Raw genomic sequence first — 15,359 nt, forward strand, 5'->3', positions numbered from 1 at the left:
AACCTTTCGTAGGGCGGGGAGGGAAGCGGGAGGTGCGGCGCGGGGCGTTCCGGTGTCAGGCCGGTCGGCCCGCGGGGCCGCGGTCCCGGCCGACCGGCGGGGACGGCCGCTCGGCCGGGCCCTCCTGCATGCCGTGCCAGCGCCGGGCCGTGGGGAGGTCCAGCCCGAACTGGTCGAGGATGCGGACGACCAGGTGCTCGACCAGGTCGTCGATGCCGGCGGGGCGGTTGTAGAAGGTCAGGACGGGGGGCAGCACGACGGCGCCCAGGCGCGTCAGTTCCAGCATGTTGTCCAGGTGGACGGCCGACAGCGGGGTTTCCCTGGCCACCAGCACCAGGCGGCGCCGCTCCTTGAGCGTCACGTCGGCGGCCCGGGCGATCAGTCCTTCCCCGTAGCCGGTCCGGATTGCCGCGAGGGTCTTCATGCTGCACGGCACGACCACCATGCCGTCGACCCGGAACGAGCCGCTGGAGAGCGCGGCGCCCTGGTCCGCGGGGTTGTGGGCCACCGTCGCCAGGGCTTCCACGGCGCGCACCGAGCGGCCGGTCTCCCGGGCGAGGGTGGCGCGGGCCCAGCGGCTGACGACGAGGTGCGTCTCCACCTCCAGTTCCCGCAACGCCTCCAGCAGGCGCACGGCCAGGGGCGCACCGGTGGCACCGGTCATCGCGACGACGAGGCGCACGGCACCGTCTCCTCTCCTTCTTCCGCCCCCGCAACCATTTACGACGTACACGTCCTATCTGCTTCCACGATAAAGTACGTGTACGTCCTAATCAAGCCGGGTGGCCGGCGCCGGAGGGATACGGGGAGCGATGGCACCACAGCACGGGGACGCGCGGGACGTCGCCGCCGCGATCGGCGGAGTCGGACCTTTGGCGCGCCAGCTGAACCAACTGCACACCCGGCTCTGGCACGAGCAGGTGGACCGGGAACTCACCGGCCCGCAGTTCACCGTCCTCAGCCTGCTGCACACCCACGGGCACATGGACCAGGGCACCCTCGGCGCCCGCGCCCGCCTCGACAAGTCCACCGCCGCTCCCCTGCTGGACCGCCTGCGGCGGCGGGGCCTGGTCGAACTCGCCAAGGATCCGACCGACCGCCGCCGCAAGATGATCCGCCTCACCGACGAGGGGCGGGCCGTGGCCGTCGACCTCGCCCCGGCGGTCCTCCGGGTGAACGAAGAGGTCCTGGCCGACTTCTCCCCCGCGGAGCGCGAGCAGTTCCTCGGCTTCCTCCGCCGGGCGGTCCGGGGCGCCCCGACCGCGACGGAACCAGGGGTCCACCCCGACACCACCGAACCGTCGGGCTGAGCCGGAAACGGCCGTGGCCCGCCGGTTCCCCGGCGGGCCACGGCCGATACGGTCCCCTCAGACCGCTTCCACGACGCCCGGCCGCGGCTCGGGCTCGGCGCTCCCGGTGGCCGGGTCCGGTGTGCGGGCGCCGGTCCGGGTGGCACCGACCCCCGCGATCACGACGAGGACCACGCCGGCCGCGGGCGCCAGGTCCGGCGTCTGGCCGAGCACCAGCAGCCCGATCAGGAGCGCGATGGCGGGTTCCAGGCTCATCAGCGTGCCGAAGGCGGCGGTGGTCAGGCGGCGCAGGGCGAGGAATTCGAGGGCGAAGGGCAGGACGGGGCTCACCGCCGCCAGCACCAGCATGATCCCGACCGCCCGCCAGGTCACGTGCCCCCACAGGCCGGGAGCGGCGATCAGCGTGCCGAGCAGGCCGGCGACCGGCATGGAGACCGCGAGACCGCTGAGCCCGGTGACCCGGTCGCCGACGCGTTGGGTCAGCAGGATGTAGGCGGCCCAGCAGCCCGCGGCGGCCAGCGCACAGACCAGTCCGACGACGTCCAGGCCGCCGTGCCAGGGTTCGGTCAGCAGCACCACGCCCAGCGCGGCCAGCGCCGTCCACACTTTCCGGCCACCGCCCGGTCCGTACAGGGAGACGGCCAGCGGGCCGAGGAACTCCAGTGCGCTGGCGGTGCCGAGCGGCAGGTGCGCGACGGAGAGCATGAAGAACAGCATCATGCCGGCGGTCGCCGCCCCCAGCATGGTGCAGGCGAGCAGGTCCTGCCGGGTGAAGGCGCGCAGGCGCGGGCGTATGAGGACCAGCATGAGCAGGCCGCCCCACGCCAGCCGCAGCCCCGCCGTGCCGATCGCGCCGAGCTGCCCGAAGAGCGGGACGGCCAGGGCCAGCCCCAGCTGGACGGAGGTCATGGAGGCGACCGCCATGAGGAAGCCGGTCTCGGCACCGCCGCGGCGCAGTCGGCCACCGGCGGCGGTGCGGAGTCGGGGCGGGGAACCGCCCTGGGGACGCTGTGGCTCGAACGCACTCATGGGGACAGTAGATGCCCTGGGCATCGTTCGTGTCCACGTGCCGATCGTGGACATTCCGTTCGCCAATCCCGAACAATGGGAGCATGGAAACCCGCCGGCTCCAACTACTGGTGGAGCTCTCCCGACTGGGGTCGATGCGCGCGGTCGCCGAGGCGACCGGCACCACGACCTCCACCGTCTCGCAGCAGATCGCCGTGCTCGCCCGCGAGACCGGCGCCGCCCTGATCGAACCGGACGGCCGCCGGGTCCGCCTCACCCCCGCCGGCCGACGCCTGGCCGAGCACGCCGTGACCATCCTGGGCGCCGTGGAGGCCGCCCACCTCGACCTCGCCCCCGGCGCCGAACCGAACGGCACCCTGCGCACCGCCGGGTTCGCCACTGCCATCCGGGCCCACCTGCTGCCCCTGGTCAGCGAGCTGGCCACCAGCCACCCGCGGGTCCACCTGCTCATCCGGGAGCACGAACCCGACGAGGCCCTGTCGCTGCTGACCACGGACGACACGGACCTGGCCCTCACCTACGACTACAACCTGGCGCCCGCCACCTTCGACCCCGCGGTGCGCGCCAGCCCGCTGTGGACCGCGCCGTGGGGCCTGGGCGTCGCCGCCCACGACGCCCACCGCGACGGCACCACGGTCGAGGTCTTCGCCCGCTTCGCCGCACACGACTGGATCGTCAACTCCCGCAACACCGCCGACGAGACCGTCATCCGCACGCTCGCCTCCATGGCCGGCTTCACCCCGCGCATCACCCACCGGGCCGACAACCTCGACCTGGTGCAAGGCATGATCACGGCGGGACTCGGCGTGGGGCTGCTGCCGGCCGGCACCCCCACCTTCCCCGACGTCCGCCTCCTCCCGCTGACCGCCCCCGACGTGGTGTTGCGCGCCTACGCCGTCGCCCGCCACGGCCGCCTGAACTGGCCGCCGCTCGCCCTGATCACCGATCTCCTCGCCGAGCGGTCCACCCGACCGGACGCCACCGGGGCGACCACCCCCGGGCCGGAGGCCACGGAACCCACCGGCGACCGTGGGACGGCAGCACCGAGCGACCGGAGCACAGCCGGCGACGACTAGCGGGCGGGACGCGAGGACGGGCCGACGGACCCGCCCTCGCGGCCCGGCGTCCGCACCGCACCCCGGCGTCCCGTCGGGCACGGCGGACGCCGGTCGATGGCGGTCACACCGTGCGGACGGTCACCCCTTCTGCGGCCAGCCGGTCCGTTCGCTCGTCCGGGGCGGCGTCGGTGACGACGGCGTGAAGGCCGGTGGCGGGGGCGACGTGGGCGAGGGCGGTGCGGGAGAGCTTGTCGGCCTCGGCGACCGCGATGACGCGCCGGGCGCAGCCGATCGCGGTGCGCTTGATGGCGGCGTCGTCCAGGTCGTAAGCGGTCAGCCCGTGCTCCGCGGTGAGCCCGCAGCAGCCGATGACCGCGGTGTCGAAGCGCAGGGCGGTCAGCGACGCCTCGGTCAACGGGCCGGTCAGCGCGAGTTCACCGGGCCGCGGCCGACCGCCCGGCACCAGCAGGGTGAGCTGCGGGGCGTCGGTCAGGGCGTTGACGGCGTGCAGGGACAACGGCATGACGGTCAGGCGGCGGTGGGCCAGCGCACGGGCCACTTCCAGACAGGTGGTCCCGCTGTCGAGGACCACCGACTCGCCGTCCGCGATCAGTCCGGCGACCTCGGCGGCGATCCGTCGCTTGACCTCCAGCCCCTCCTGGGCACGCAGCGCGAACGGCGGTTCCTCGCCCCGCAGCAGCAGGCTCCTGGCTCCCCCTCGGTAGCGCTCGACGACCCCCTGGGCGGCCAGCGCCTCCAGGTCACGGCGGATGGTCATCTCCGAGGCGCCGGTCAGCGCGGCCAGTTCGGCCACGCCGAGGCGCCCCGCCGCGCGCACCGCCTCGGTGATCCGTCGTAGTCGTTCCGTACCAGTCATGTTCAGATTGAACATCATGACTGTTCGAACTGCCAAGTTCCGCACATGACTCTTGTTCGATATGTTCGCCACATGACGACATCGACGCGTTCCGCGGCGCGAGCGGGCACACCGCCGGCGGCCCGACTGCGAGCCGGGCGGGCGGCCACCTTCGCCTACTTCGCCCTCAACGGATTCCTGATGGGGATGTGGATCGTCCACATCCCGAGCGTCGAGCACCGGGCGGGGATCAGTCACGCCGTGCTCGGCTGGCTCCTCCTGCTCCTCGGGGCGGGCGCCTTCGTCGGCATGCAGATCGTCGGGCCGCTCACCGACCGGTTCGGGGCCCGCACCGTCGTGCCGCTCAGTGCGGCGCTGTGCAGCGTCACCCTGTTCCTGCCCGGACTGGCCACGCACGCCTGGTCGTTGGGGTCGGCGCTGCTGCTGCTCGGGTTCGGCAACGGGTGCCTGGACGTCAGCATGAACGCCCACGCCGTCCAGGTCGAACGCGACTACCGGCGCCCCGTGATGTCGGCCTTCCACGCCACCTTCTCCCTCGGCGGCGTACTGGCCTCCCTGGTGGGCGCGCGCACGCTCGCCTGGGGATGGCACCCGGCGGCATCCCTCGGGGCGGTGGCGCTCCTGGGCCTGGCCGCCGCCGCACTGGCCGCGCCGGCGCTGCTGCCGACCGACGGATCCCCGGCCCCCGTCTCCCCCACGGTCGACGGCGCAGCACCGGCCCGGCGCACCACGCCCCGCCGCATCTGGCTCCTCGCCGTCCTGGCTCTGATGATCATGCTGTGCGAGGGCGTGGCCAACGACTGGAGCGCGTTGCACCTGCGCACCGTCCTCGACGCGTCCGCCGCCACCGCCGCCCTCGCCTACGGGGCGTTCGCCACGGCCATGACCGTCGGCCGACTGCTGGCGGACCGGGCGGCCGGGCGGCTCGGTCCGGTGGCCGTCCTCCGCTACGGCGCCGCCACGGCCGCCGCCGGTCTGACCGCGGCCGCGCTCTCCCCCTGGATCCCCCTGGCACTGGCCGGTTGGGCGGTGTTCGGCGCGGGACTGTCCGGGTGTGTGCCGCAACTCTTCAGCGCCGCCGGCCACGCCGACCCCGACAACGCCGGTACCAACGTCTCCCGGGTCGCCGGCCTCGGCTATCTCGGCATGCTGGCCGGCCCCGCCGTCATCGGGCCCCTGACCCGTTTCGCCCCGCTCAACCTCACCCTCCTCCTGCCCGTGGCGTGCTGCCTCGTGGCGGCAGCCACGGCCGGCATCCTGCGCACCCGTCCGACCACGACGCTCCCGGGCGATGTCGGCGCGACAGCGTGACGGGCGCCCCCTCGCGAGCCGCCCGCGGACCCGACGCCTCGTCGTCGACCGGCAGTTGAGCTCGCCCTCCAGCACGGGCGCACGACTGACACCGGTTGGTGGAGTGCCGCAGCAACACTCCGGTCAGCACGACCTGATGCAGTTCGCGATGGAGTCGATGATCGACCGGGTCAGCAGCCGTCTGCTCGCCCACCTCGACCGGATCGGTGACCTCGGCCGCCATCCCCGCACGGGACAACTCCGGCTCACCGCCGGCCTCATGGCCGAGCTGCTCCCCCTGGACGAGGAGCGGCGAGCCGAGCTCGCCGTCTTCCTCGACTTCGACGCCGCGGCCCGCACCAACCCGACGTTCGGCGCCCTGTCGCACAAGGCCGTCACCGGCACCCGACGCCTGGTGCGCGGCGTCCTCGCCCGACTCGCCGCCACGGGCGCCCTCCACCCCGACCTCGATCTCGCCCTCGACCCGGCCCGGTCGCCGCGCGGTCCGGCGTCGCGCGTGACAATGCGCTTCATGGACATCCGACAGTTGGAGTACTTCCTCGCCATCGTGGACCACGGCGGCTTCACCCGGGCGGCGTCCGCGCTGTACGTGTCCCAGCCGTCGTTGTCCCAGGCGATCCAGGGGCTGGAGCGCGACCTGGGGGGTGACCTGTTCCACCGGATCGGCCGGCGGGCGGTGCTCACCGAGGCGGGACGGGCCCTGATCGAGCCGGCACGCGCGGCGGTGCGCAGCCTGGAGACCGCCCGGGCGAGCGTCGCGGCCGTCCAGGAACTGCGCGAGGGGCGACTGGACGTGGCGTCGATGCCGTCCCAGGCATTGGAACCGTTGACGACGCTGGTGCGGACCTTCACCGGGCGGTACCCGGGCGTGTCGGTGGCCATCCAGGCCGCCTTCACCGCGCAGGACGTGGTGGACGCGGTCCGCACCGGCGCGGCCGAGTTGGGGTTGCTGGCCACTCCCGGCCCGCTGCCGGAGGGGGACGTGGCGGCGCACCCCCTCGGCGAGCAGCGCTTCGTGCTGGTGGCCCGCGACGGATCCGACGGGGACGGCCCCTTCGCCGGTCAACGCTCCGTGCGGGGTGAGGAGTTGGCCGGCCAACGCCTGATCGTCGGGCAGCGGGGCACCGGGATGCGGGCGTACGTGGACGGGCTGCGCGAGCAGGGCATCGACGTCACCGTCGCCGCCGAGACCGAGCACCGGGTGTCCGTGCTCCCCCTGGTCCTGGCCGGCGTGGGAGTGGCCGTGGTGGCCGAGTCCTGGCGCGGCCTGGCCGAGCGGGCCGGTGCCCGGGTGCTGGACATCGAACCCCGCACCACGCTGCGCATCGGCCTGATCAGCCGCCGCACCGGGTTGTCCCCGGCGGCGCGGGCCTTCGTGGCGGCTGCCTTGGAGACGTCCGCACCGAGCGGCTGATAGGCGCGGCCGATGAGGCAGATCACGATCGTGTCTTGGACGCATCCCCACACCGCTTGGTGCAATCAGGCGCATGACCACCCACCACATCGCCCTCGTCCCCGGCGACGGCATCGGCACCGAGGTACTGCCCCCGGCGCGGCGCGTGCTCGACGCCGTCAGCCGTCGGCACGGCTTCCGTCTCGCCTACACCGCGTACGACGACTGGTCGTGCGCGAGCTACCTGCGCGAGGGCGCGATGATGCCCGACGACGGTCTCGACCAGCTGCGCGACAAGGACGCGATCCTGCTCGGCGCGGTCGGCCACCCGGACGTACCGGACCACGTGTCGCTGTGGGGCCTGCTGATCCCGATCCGCCGCGGCTTCCAGCAGTACGTCAACCTGCGGCCGATCCGGGTGTTCCGGGGCGTCGACAGCCCGGTGCGGGGTGCGCTCCCGGGCGAGGTGGACCTCGTGGTGGTCCGCGAGAACACCGAGGGCGAGTACAGCGAGATCGGCGGACGCCTCAACCGCGGCCTCCCCGAGGAACTCGCCGTCCAGGAAGCGGTGTTCACCCGGACGGGGGTGACCCGGGTGGTGGACTACGCCTTCGGGCTGGCGGCCGACCGGGGTGGCCGACTGACCTCTGCGACCAAGTCCAACGGCATCGTGCACACCATGCCGTTCTGGGACGAGCTGGTCGCCGCATGCGGCGCCCGGCATCCGGACGTGGCCTGGGAGCAGGAACACGTCGACGCCCTGGCCGCCAAGCTCGTCCTCGAACCGGCACGCTACGACGTGATCGTCGCCTCCAACCTCTTCGGTGACGTCCTCAGCGACCTGGCCGCCGCCGTGGCGGGGTCGATCGGCATCGCCCCGGCCGCCAACCTCAACCCCGAGCGCGCCTTCCCCTCGATGTTCGAGCCGGTGCACGGCTCCGCGCCAGACATCGCCGGCCGGGGCGTCGCCAACCCGCTGGGCGCCATCTGGTCGGCGGCCTTGATGCTCGACCACCTCGGCCACCGGGACGCCGCCGGCGACGTCACCCACGCCATCGCGACCCTCCTGGCCACGACGGACGTCCGCACACCGGACCTGGGCGGCACCGCCAGCACCGAGCACTTCACCGAAGCGCTGTTGCAACTCCTCTGAATCACAGGGGAGTTCACCCGTCTGCCGGACTCGTGGTGGAGCGCACTCCACCACGTCCGGGGGATGGGCGCGCTGGTCGCCGTCCTCGCCGCGACGGGCAGGCTCCGCGTGCCCACGACCGCCCCGTCGCCCACCGGCGGAACGTCAGCGTCGGCCGGCCAGGCCGTCCCCGGCGGCACGGCCCGGGCGGCCGGGCACCGCGCCGTGTCAGGTCAGTAGGTGATCGCCGCGCGGGCTGCCCAGGCACAGCACGAGGCGTCCATGCCTGGCCCGGCTCGCCGGGCACGGCCGCTCGGGCGGCCGTGCGGAGCCCGGCTATGCGTCGGCCGGGCGGCGCGCCGGGCGCCACATGCCCCAGAGCACGGGCCCGTCCCCCGGCAGGGCCAGCTCCGCGCGTACGGTGAAGCCGAAGTGCTCGTAGACGGGGACGTTGGACGCCTTGGAGGACTCCAGGTAGACGGGCAGCCCTGCCGCATCGGCCTGGGCCAGTCCCGAACGCAGCAGTGCCGACCCGTGCCCCTGGCCCTGCGCGGCCGGGTCCGCGCCGATGACCGCCAGGGACCAGTGGGGTTCCTCGGGGGTGTGCTGGGCGGCCGTCTGCACGGCGTCCCGGAACGCCTCGGCCCGGTCGCCGAGGATGTCCTGGAGTTCCTTGATGGTCTCCGCGTCGGGAACGGCCTTGGCCTGCGCCTCAGGCGGCACCCAGAACGCGGCCGCCGACGCGGTGCGTTCGCACACCCCGTGGTGGACGTACTGCCGGGTGAAGAGGGTGGTGAAGTAGCGGCCCAGTGCCGTCTCGCGCGAGGCGGCGTCGGGGAAGAACCAGCGCATCATCGGGTCGTCGTCGAAGGCACGGGCGAAGGTGCGGCTGATCAGCGGCGCATCGTCGATCGTGGTCTGCTGCGGCGTGGTCGCATTCGGCATACGGGGCATTCTGCACCTGATGATCTTGCATGCTCGACGGGGGCCCCGGCGCATACGCGGACCAACGGGCCAGTAGAGTAGGGAAGTTCGGGCAAAAAAGATGCCGCTCCCCTCCTCCGTCACCATGTGTCGACGGCATCGATCCGCACCAGGTTGGGGCCGACCTCCTGCCGTGTCAGCCAGCACTCCCACATCTGCCGGGTGGCCCCGTCGCCCCACGGATTGCCCAGGCAGATCCGACCGCCGGCCGGGTCCACGTCCTTGATGAAGTAGGCGTGGTTGGCGGCCAGTCGGCCGTCCGCGATGGTGTCGCGGTCACTCGTGCCGGGGGTGGTGGCCACGAGTGCCTGGCCGCGTGCCTTGCGGTCGGTGATCTCCTGGGCGAGCCATGGTGAGGTGAGGTCGAGTGGCTGTGCCGCCCGCCCGGTGAGCAGGGCGAGCGCGACGCGGACCCCACCGCCGTGGGCGACGTCGTGGTAGTTGCCGAAGAACTGCGCGGCGGCCTTCTCGAAGTAGCCCGGCCAGGTCTCCGCGTACCGCGCGTCCGCGGTGTGGCCCTTGGCACCCCAGAGGCCACCGTGCCCGTACGGCAGGTCGGGCACCAGCGTGATCCCGATCGGGGTGCCCTCGTCGTAGAGGGTGACCGTGACGGTGCCGTTGGCCTCCAACCGGAGGTGGCGCGGGGCGTACTGGGGATTGGCCTGGAGCACGGCCTGCATGCTGGTCAACAGCCAGCAGGTACCGAATCTCCCCTGGTCCATGTCCTGCCAGGACATCGCCTCGGTGGAGGCCGAGACCCACTGCCAGTTCTCGGTGACGTACGCCCCGTCGACCTGCGCGAACGGTCCCTCGGGCAGTACCCATCCGTGGTCGCCGCAGCCGCACTCGGCGTCGTAGTCGGGCTGACTGCACGGCATTCCGGTGCCGACCAGCATGGCGCCGTACGGGCTGACCGTGCGCAGCAGCCAGCTGAAGAGTTCCTGCTGCCGACGCCAGTCGTAGGCGGGTTGGCCGTGCTCGTCCTCGATGTGGGTCAGGGCGTCCCAGCGGTCCAGGCCCTGCGTCCCGAAGCGCCTTACCACCAGGTCGAGTTCGGTGGGCGGCAGCGGCGCCAGCAGGGTGCCGACCTGGTCGAGCAGCGGCCGGGCGCCGTACTGCTGCGCGTCGGCGAACAGCACGCCCCATGCCTGTCGACCGACCGCCTCGGCCCGCTGCGGGTCCGGCGGCGGGCCGGGTGGCTGCCAGGGCAGTTCGACCACCGGGCGACCGTCCGGCACGTACTGGAGCCGGTCGCGTCCGACGTTGTCGCTGAACCCCTGCACCACGTTCACGGCGTCCATCAGTGCGCGCCCGCCCGGAATGAACGGCGCGGCGACGTCGGCGACCTGGCGCCAGTTGTTGCGGTGGTAGTTCACGTGCTTCTCCCCCGTCCGTCTCCCACCCGTCCCACGAGCCTACGCAGCCGGCGGGGCCACCGCGTCGCCACCCCTGTACCCGTGCCACAAGTCCGGCACCCCGGAGGCTGCCGGACTGTGGCGATCGGTTGCGGAGGGCGGTCGTGCCGGACGGCCGGATGACGGCCTACTGCACCGTGCCGGGCCTACCGGTCATCGCCCGCTCACCGCGACCGGCGGCCTGCGCCCGTCACGACGTGAAGGCCGCGGTGCCGTTCGGGGTGCCGAGGCCGGTCGGACCGTCGTAGCCGTCGCCCGCCGTGCAGAGGTACGCCGGCGAGCAGGAGCCGTTGGCGCCTCTGGTGACGTCGTTCAGCGCGGAGGCGTGGGTGTACGGGTACGAGGCCGGGGTGTCGGACGCGCCGGGAGTGCCGGCGAGGGCGTAGACGCCGGCGATGAACGGGGCGGCGGCGCTGGTGCCGCCGTACACGTTCCAGCCGGTGGCCTGGTAGCTGTCGTAGACCGCCAGGCCGGTTGCCGGGTCGGCGACCGAGGCGACGTCCGCCACGGCGCGCCCGGCGCAGCCGGTGTCCTTCTGCCAGGACGGCTTGGCGTCGTACTGCGAGCAGCCGGAACCGGCGCCCTCACCGCCCGCGGAGGATCCCCAGACGGTTTCGGACCAGCCGCGCGTGCTGCTGTCCCGCTGGAGTGACGTGCCGCCGACCGCGGTGACGTACTGCGAGGCCGCCGGGTACTCGACGCCGTAGCCGCTGTCGCCGGAGCTGACCGTGATGGCGACGCCGGGGTGGTTGAAGTACTGCTCGTCGGAGGTGGGGTCGGTGGAGTCCTCGGAACCGCCGTAGCTGTTGGAGACGAACTTGGCGCCCATCGCGACCGCCCGGTTCACGGCCGTCCCCAGGTCGTCCATGCTGGCGCTGTTCGCCTCGACCAGCAGGATGTGGCAGGAGGGGCAGGCGGAGCTGACCATGTCGACGTCGAGGGATATCTCGCCGGCCCAACCGGCATCGGCGGCCGGGTAGTTGGTGCCGCCGTCCTGATCGACCTTCTGGAAGCACCCGTTGGCCGTGCTGCATTCGGGCAGGCCGTATTGGGAACGGTAGGTCGCCAGGTCCTGTTCGGCGTTGGGGTCGTCGTTGGCGTCGACGATCGCCACGGTCTGCCCCGAACCGCCCGACTGGGGAAGGTTGTAGGCGCTCTGCAGGTCGCTGGGACCGTAGCCGGAGGGGGCGGCGTGCGGTCGCAGGGCGAGCTGCTGTTTGACGTCCGTGCGGGCCACCGCGTTGCAGGCCATGTAACCGGGGTGCGACGGGTGCGCGCACAGCCGGCGGGTGTGGACCTCCGCGCCGGGCCCGGCCGGTGCGGAGTGCGAGGCTTGGGTGGTGTGCGTCGCCGGTGCGGCGGCGGACGGGCTGGCGGCGATCACGCCGCCGATGACGAGGGTTGCTGCCGACAGCAGGGCGGGAACGGCGCGGTGTGCCAGTCCACTGGCACGATCCGATCTGCCCTTTCGTAGGGAACGCAAGGGAACGACCTCCGTGGGGGAAGGGGCCGGCAGTCAGCGCGCCGAGGAGGGGACCGCGTTGCGTGTCGTGCACGTCCGCCCACGCGTCCGCATGCCTGCGCACCCGCAAGCGAACAGGCAGACCCCGCAAGGAATGGCACGTACATGACATTTATGCTGCAACGGCGGTGACGCCCCATCAGGGCGCCCAGTCTGCCGGTGATGAGTTGCGCACGTGCACTCAGTGATGCCACCCCGTTGAGTGGTGGCTCTGTAGGGAAAAGTAGTGAACCCTGCGTCAAAGGGACACCGAGCTACGGCAAAGGCTTGCCCTCGGTCCGGTGACGGGAATGCCCCTGCCGGAAATACTCCGCACCGCCGCGGAGTTCAGCGGGTGTCCGCACGGTGGCGCCAGGCGCCCGCCGGCGGTTCCCCAAGTCGAGCGAAGGAAAGGTGCGAAATGAAGTCCGTCATCCAGACGGCGGCCGGCGGCCCCGAGGTCCTGCAACTGGTCGAACGTCCGGTGCCCGAGCCCGGCCCGGGCGAGGTGCGCGTGCGCGTACACGTCTCGGGCGTCAACCCCACCGACTGGCGCAGCCGTCGGCGCCCGCTACCGCCCGGCACCACGGAGCAGGTGCCCCACCAGGACGGTGCCGGCGTGATCGACGCCGTGGGTCCGGGGGTCGAGCCGACGCGGGTCGGTGAGCGGGTGTGGGTCTGGGAGGCCGCCTGGCAACGCCCCTGGGGGACGGCACAGCAGTACACGCTCGTCCCCGACCGGCACGCCGTCGCCCTCCCCGACCACGCGCCGTTCGACCTCGGCGCGGCGCTGGGCATCCCGGCCCTGACCGCCCACCGGGCGCTGACCGTTCACGACGGCGGCCCCGGGCACCTCGCGCCCGGCACGCTGCGCGGCGCGACGGTGCTGGTGGCCGGCGGCGCCGGTGCGGTCGGCAACGCGGCCGTCCAACTGGCCCGCTGGGCCGGGGCACAGGTGATCAGCACGGTCAGCAGTCCCGCCAAGGCCGCGCTGGCGAGCGCGGCCGGCGCCCACCAGGTGGTCAACTACCGGACGCAGGAGGCGGCCACGGAGATCCGCGCCCTCGCCCCCGAGGGCGTCGACATCGTCGTGGAGGTCGCGCCGGGCACCAACGCCGCCCTCGACGTCGCGATCGCCGCACCGGGCGCCGTGGTGGCCTACTACTCGGGCGGTAAGGACGAACACCTCACCGTCCCGGTGCTCTCCGCCCTGCCGGCGAACCTGCGCTGGCAGGGCGTCTTCGTCTACACCGTGCCGCCCGCGGCGAAACAGCAGGCGGTCACCGACGTCGCGGCAGCCGTGGACGCGGGCGCCCTGCGCGTGGGCGAGGAGGCGGGATTGGCGCTGCACCGCTTCCCGTTGGAGCGCACCGCCGACGCCCACGCCGCGCTCGAACGGGGCGTGGTCGGGAAGGTCCTGATCGACGTCCCGTGACCACCCCGCCTCGCGGCGAAACGAGGCAGGTCCCCTCCTCGCGCGAGGACGCGAGGAGGGGACCTGCCGGCCGAGGCGTACCGCCCACAGCCACCCCGCCTACCCGCGCGAGGGGCGTTCTCCGGTGTACCGGGCACGCGCCCGCTCCAGGGCGGCGTCGAAGTCGCGCTGGGTGTCTGCGCACCAGTGCAGCAAGTCGGCGAGGACGTGCTGCAAGGTCTCGCCGGGGCTGTCGCGCCAGCCGTCGCCGGAGAGCGTGTAGGTCTCCAGGGCCGCGTTGGCCCGCCGCACCGCGGCGTCGTGCCCCTGCGTCGTCATCGCCGTCGTCCCCTCTCGTAGCAGCTCACAGAAACTGTAGCGCGTTGTATATTTGCAGTGCATTGCAGTTTTTGGCGAGGCGCGGCACGGGCGACCGGAGCGGCGACGGGGCAGGGGCGGACACGCATGGAGAGTCCTTCGGGCGGACTGCGCACCGTGACGGCCGTCCGGTACGTGACGCCGCTGCGGAACGGCGGCTCCGTGCCCGGTGTCGTCGAGGCCGACGACCTGGGGACGTACGTCGTGAAGTTCACCGGGTCCGCACAGGGACGCAAGGCACTGGTGGCCGAGATCATCGTGGGCGAGCTGGCCCGACGCCTGGGACTGCGGGTACCCGAACTGGTACTGGTCGACTTCGACCCCGCGGTCGCCGCCAACGAACCACACCAAGAAGTCCAGGACCTCCTGCACGCCAGCGCCGGACTCAACCTCGGCATGGACTACCTCCCAGGAGCCACCGACTACACCCCCACCGGACCCAACACCCTCGACATCGACCCCATCGAAGCCGCCCGCATCATCTGGCTCGACGCCTTCACCGCCAACGTCGACCGCACCACACACAGCCCCAACCTCATGACCTGGCCGCCCTCCGGCCACCAGCGCCCCCGCCTCTGGCTCATCGACCACGGCGCCGCCCTCGTCTTCCACCACCGCTGGGACACCGCAACCAACACGGCCGCCAAGGCTTACGACCTCCGCCACCACGCACTCGGCCCCCACCAACCCGAAATGGCCACAGCCAACGCCGAGTTCACCCCACGCATCACCACCGAACTCCTACACGAAGTGGTCTCCACCGTCCCCGACGCCTGGCTGACCGACGAACCAGGCTTCACCACCACAGCCGACGTCCGCAATGCCTACGTCACCCACCTCACAGCCCGAGCCAAAGCCTCCACCCACTGGCTCCCGACGGAATTCCCCCCACCGACCGGACGAACGGGCCGCCGACGAGGGTGACCGGATGAGTGCAGGGTTTCGTGCTCGCCAGACGGGACACCTCGACGTCGATCGTTCGCCCGTCGGCGTGACGGTGGTCGAGCGGCACCGTGATGGCGAGCGCCGCGAGTCGGGTCCGATGCAGGGTTGCCCTCCTCACTGCGAAAGAGCAGTGGGTGTGGCACGCTCAGCCGGGCGTCAGCCGCCCGCGAGGGAGGCCGACCAGACGGCCGCCGCTGCCTGCTCGCGCCAACTACGGCGGGAGGCACTCACCCCGAAATCGGCCCTGGGGAGAATCTGGGGAGAATCGACAGGCACACAGATCACCCCTCTCGCCCAAGTAGCCCGTCAATGGCGGTTCGACCTTTACTTCCGGCCACCGGCATGAAGTGGGCATAGCAACCGAGCATGATGGCCGGGAATGAGTGCCCGAGCCACCGCGCGACAGTCACTACGGACTCCCCCACAGGAGTTCCACCTCTGCCGACGGAAACGCCTCTGCGTGCTCCTTCAGCTCCTCCGCCACCGAGCCAGGCAGGTCGGCGGGACGGGTCTTCGCGCCCTTGGGCAGCGCGAAGTACAGCTTGCCGCCGGCTCGCGCGGCGATTTCGACGACCGAGCACTTCCACGCCGCCTGGCCGATCTCGTGGACGA

Annotated in this window: 14 protein-coding genes and 1 pseudogene; 8 read left to right on the plus strand and 7 right to left on the minus strand. The window is 72.5% G+C overall.

Annotated features, from left to right (window positions below; all coding sequences use genetic code 11):
• Nucleotides 1-55 precede the first annotated feature (55 nt).
• Nucleotides 56-682, minus strand: a complete 627-nt coding sequence (locus ACLJT4_RS13840; protein ID WP_411122602.1) for a UbiX family flavin prenyltransferase — start codon at nucleotides 680-682, stop codon at nucleotides 56-58.
• 130 nt (nucleotides 683-812) lie between these two features.
• Between ACLJT4_RS13840 and ACLJT4_RS13845 the strand changes: the two genes are divergently transcribed.
• Nucleotides 813-1,310 (plus strand): MarR family winged helix-turn-helix transcriptional regulator, encoded by a 498-nt coding sequence (locus ACLJT4_RS13845; protein WP_411122603.1) that lies wholly within the window; start codon nucleotides 813-815, stop codon nucleotides 1,308-1,310.
• Between the two features lie 57 nt (nucleotides 1,311-1,367).
• Here ACLJT4_RS13845 and ACLJT4_RS13850 read toward each other — a convergent pair whose 3' ends face one another.
• Complete coding sequence (locus ACLJT4_RS13850; RefSeq protein ID WP_411122604.1) at nucleotides 1,368-2,339, minus strand: EamA family transporter; 972 nt, start codon at nucleotides 2,337-2,339, stop codon at nucleotides 1,368-1,370.
• Nucleotides 2,340-2,422: 83 nt separating this feature from the next.
• Here ACLJT4_RS13850 and ACLJT4_RS13855 point away from each other — a divergent pair, with 83 nt between their 5' ends.
• Nucleotides 2,423-3,415: a LysR family transcriptional regulator gene (locus ACLJT4_RS13855; RefSeq protein WP_411122605.1), complete on the plus strand. Its 993-nt coding sequence runs from the start codon at nucleotides 2,423-2,425 to the stop codon at nucleotides 3,413-3,415.
• Between the two features lie 103 nt (nucleotides 3,416-3,518).
• Here the strand turns inward: ACLJT4_RS13855 and ACLJT4_RS13860 are convergent, their stop codons facing one another.
• Nucleotides 3,519-4,274, minus strand: coding sequence for a DeoR/GlpR family DNA-binding transcription regulator (locus ACLJT4_RS13860; RefSeq protein ID WP_376557969.1), 756 nt, complete (start codon nucleotides 4,272-4,274; stop codon nucleotides 3,519-3,521).
• 72 nt (nucleotides 4,275-4,346) lie between these two features.
• Between ACLJT4_RS13860 and ACLJT4_RS13865 the strand changes: the two genes are divergently transcribed.
• The 4 genes and pseudogenes from ACLJT4_RS13865 to ACLJT4_RS13880 all read left to right on the plus strand — a co-directional run bounded on the left by ACLJT4_RS13865 (nucleotide 4,347) and on the right by ACLJT4_RS13880 (nucleotide 8,131).
• Complete coding sequence (locus ACLJT4_RS13865) at nucleotides 4,347-5,585, plus strand: MFS transporter (RefSeq protein ID WP_411122606.1); 1,239 nt, start codon at nucleotides 4,347-4,349, stop codon at nucleotides 5,583-5,585.
• 259 nt (nucleotides 5,586-5,844) lie between these two features.
• Nucleotides 5,845-6,030 (plus strand): annotated as a pseudogene (locus ACLJT4_RS13870) (TetR family transcriptional regulator C-terminal domain-containing protein); the annotation flags it as partial.
• Between the two features lie 66 nt (nucleotides 6,031-6,096).
• Nucleotides 6,097-6,999: a LysR family transcriptional regulator gene (locus tag ACLJT4_RS13875; protein ID WP_411122806.1), complete on the plus strand. Its 903-nt coding sequence runs from the start codon at nucleotides 6,097-6,099 to the stop codon at nucleotides 6,997-6,999.
• 73 nt (nucleotides 7,000-7,072) lie between these two features.
• The gene (locus ACLJT4_RS13880; protein WP_411122607.1) at nucleotides 7,073-8,131 is read left to right on the plus strand and encodes a tartrate dehydrogenase; all 1,059 of its coding nucleotides are present in this window, start codon (nucleotides 7,073-7,075) and stop codon (nucleotides 8,129-8,131) included.
• Between the two features lie 315 nt (nucleotides 8,132-8,446).
• Here the strand turns inward: ACLJT4_RS13880 and ACLJT4_RS13885 are convergent, their stop codons facing one another.
• From ACLJT4_RS13885 to ACLJT4_RS13895, 3 genes are all read right to left on the minus strand, one after another.
• On the minus strand, nucleotides 8,447-9,055 hold the full coding sequence (locus ACLJT4_RS13885; protein WP_411122608.1) for a GNAT family N-acetyltransferase: 609 nt from the start codon (nucleotides 9,053-9,055) through the stop codon (nucleotides 8,447-8,449).
• Nucleotides 9,056-9,174: 119 nt separating this feature from the next.
• A complete protein-coding gene (locus ACLJT4_RS13890; protein ID WP_411122609.1) occupies nucleotides 9,175-10,470 on the minus strand; it encodes a C2 family cysteine protease in 1,296 nt (431 codons plus the stop codon).
• A 229-nt stretch (nucleotides 10,471-10,699) separates the two neighbouring features.
• Nucleotides 10,700-11,761, minus strand: coding sequence for a S8 family serine peptidase (locus ACLJT4_RS13895; RefSeq protein ID WP_411122807.1), 1,062 nt, complete (start codon nucleotides 11,759-11,761; stop codon nucleotides 10,700-10,702).
• A gap of 670 nt (nucleotides 11,762-12,431) precedes the next feature.
• Here ACLJT4_RS13895 and ACLJT4_RS13900 point away from each other — a divergent pair.
• The gene (locus tag ACLJT4_RS13900; RefSeq protein ID WP_411122610.1) at nucleotides 12,432-13,445 is read left to right on the plus strand and encodes an NADPH:quinone reductase; all 1,014 of its coding nucleotides are present in this window, start codon (nucleotides 12,432-12,434) and stop codon (nucleotides 13,443-13,445) included.
• 99 nt (nucleotides 13,446-13,544) lie between these two features.
• Here the strand turns inward: ACLJT4_RS13900 and ACLJT4_RS13905 are convergent, their stop codons facing one another.
• On the minus strand, nucleotides 13,545-13,763 hold the full coding sequence (locus ACLJT4_RS13905; protein ID WP_411122611.1) for a hypothetical protein: 219 nt from the start codon (nucleotides 13,761-13,763) through the stop codon (nucleotides 13,545-13,547).
• Nucleotides 13,764-13,889: 126 nt separating this feature from the next.
• Here ACLJT4_RS13905 and ACLJT4_RS13910 point away from each other — a divergent pair, with 126 nt between their 5' ends.
• Nucleotides 13,890-14,726 (plus strand): HipA family kinase, encoded by an 837-nt coding sequence (locus tag ACLJT4_RS13910; protein WP_411122612.1) that lies wholly within the window; start codon nucleotides 13,890-13,892, stop codon nucleotides 14,724-14,726.
• Nucleotides 14,727-15,359 lie beyond the last annotated feature (633 nt).

This window comes from Streptomyces sp. x-19 (assembly GCF_046549115.1).
In the GTDB taxonomy this organism is placed as follows: domain Bacteria; phylum Actinomycetota; class Actinomycetes; order Streptomycetales; family Streptomycetaceae; genus Streptomyces; species Streptomyces albulus_C.

Coding starts and splice junctions, on each gene's coding strand:
- ACLJT4_RS13880 (WP_411122607.1), top strand. CDS start 7,073: ATGACCACCCACCACATCGCCCTCGTCCCCGGCGACGGCATCGGCACC.
- ACLJT4_RS13860 (WP_376557969.1), bottom strand. CDS start 4,274: ATGACTGGTACGGAACGACTACGACGGATCACCGAGGCGGTGCGCGCG.
- ACLJT4_RS13885 (WP_411122608.1), bottom strand. CDS start 9,055: ATGCCGAATGCGACCACGCCGCAGCAGACCACGATCGACGATGCGCCG.
- ACLJT4_RS13845 (WP_411122603.1), top strand. CDS start 813: ATGGCACCACAGCACGGGGACGCGCGGGACGTCGCCGCCGCGATCGGC.
- ACLJT4_RS13875 (WP_411122806.1), top strand. CDS start 6,097: ATGGACATCCGACAGTTGGAGTACTTCCTCGCCATCGTGGACCACGGC.
- ACLJT4_RS13850 (WP_411122604.1), bottom strand. CDS start 2,339: ATGAGTGCGTTCGAGCCACAGCGTCCCCAGGGCGGTTCCCCGCCCCGA.
- ACLJT4_RS13905 (WP_411122611.1), bottom strand. CDS start 13,763: ATGACGACGCAGGGGCACGACGCCGCGGTGCGGCGGGCCAACGCGGCC.
- ACLJT4_RS13910 (WP_411122612.1), top strand. CDS start 13,890: ATGGAGAGTCCTTCGGGCGGACTGCGCACCGTGACGGCCGTCCGGTAC.
- ACLJT4_RS13855 (WP_411122605.1), top strand. CDS start 2,423: ATGGAAACCCGCCGGCTCCAACTACTGGTGGAGCTCTCCCGACTGGGG.
- ACLJT4_RS13865 (WP_411122606.1), top strand. CDS start 4,347: ATGACGACATCGACGCGTTCCGCGGCGCGAGCGGGCACACCGCCGGCG.
- ACLJT4_RS13900 (WP_411122610.1), top strand. CDS start 12,432: ATGAAGTCCGTCATCCAGACGGCGGCCGGCGGCCCCGAGGTCCTGCAA.
- ACLJT4_RS13895 (WP_411122807.1), bottom strand. CDS start 11,761: ATGGCCTGCAACGCGGTGGCCCGCACGGACGTCAAACAGCAGCTCGCC.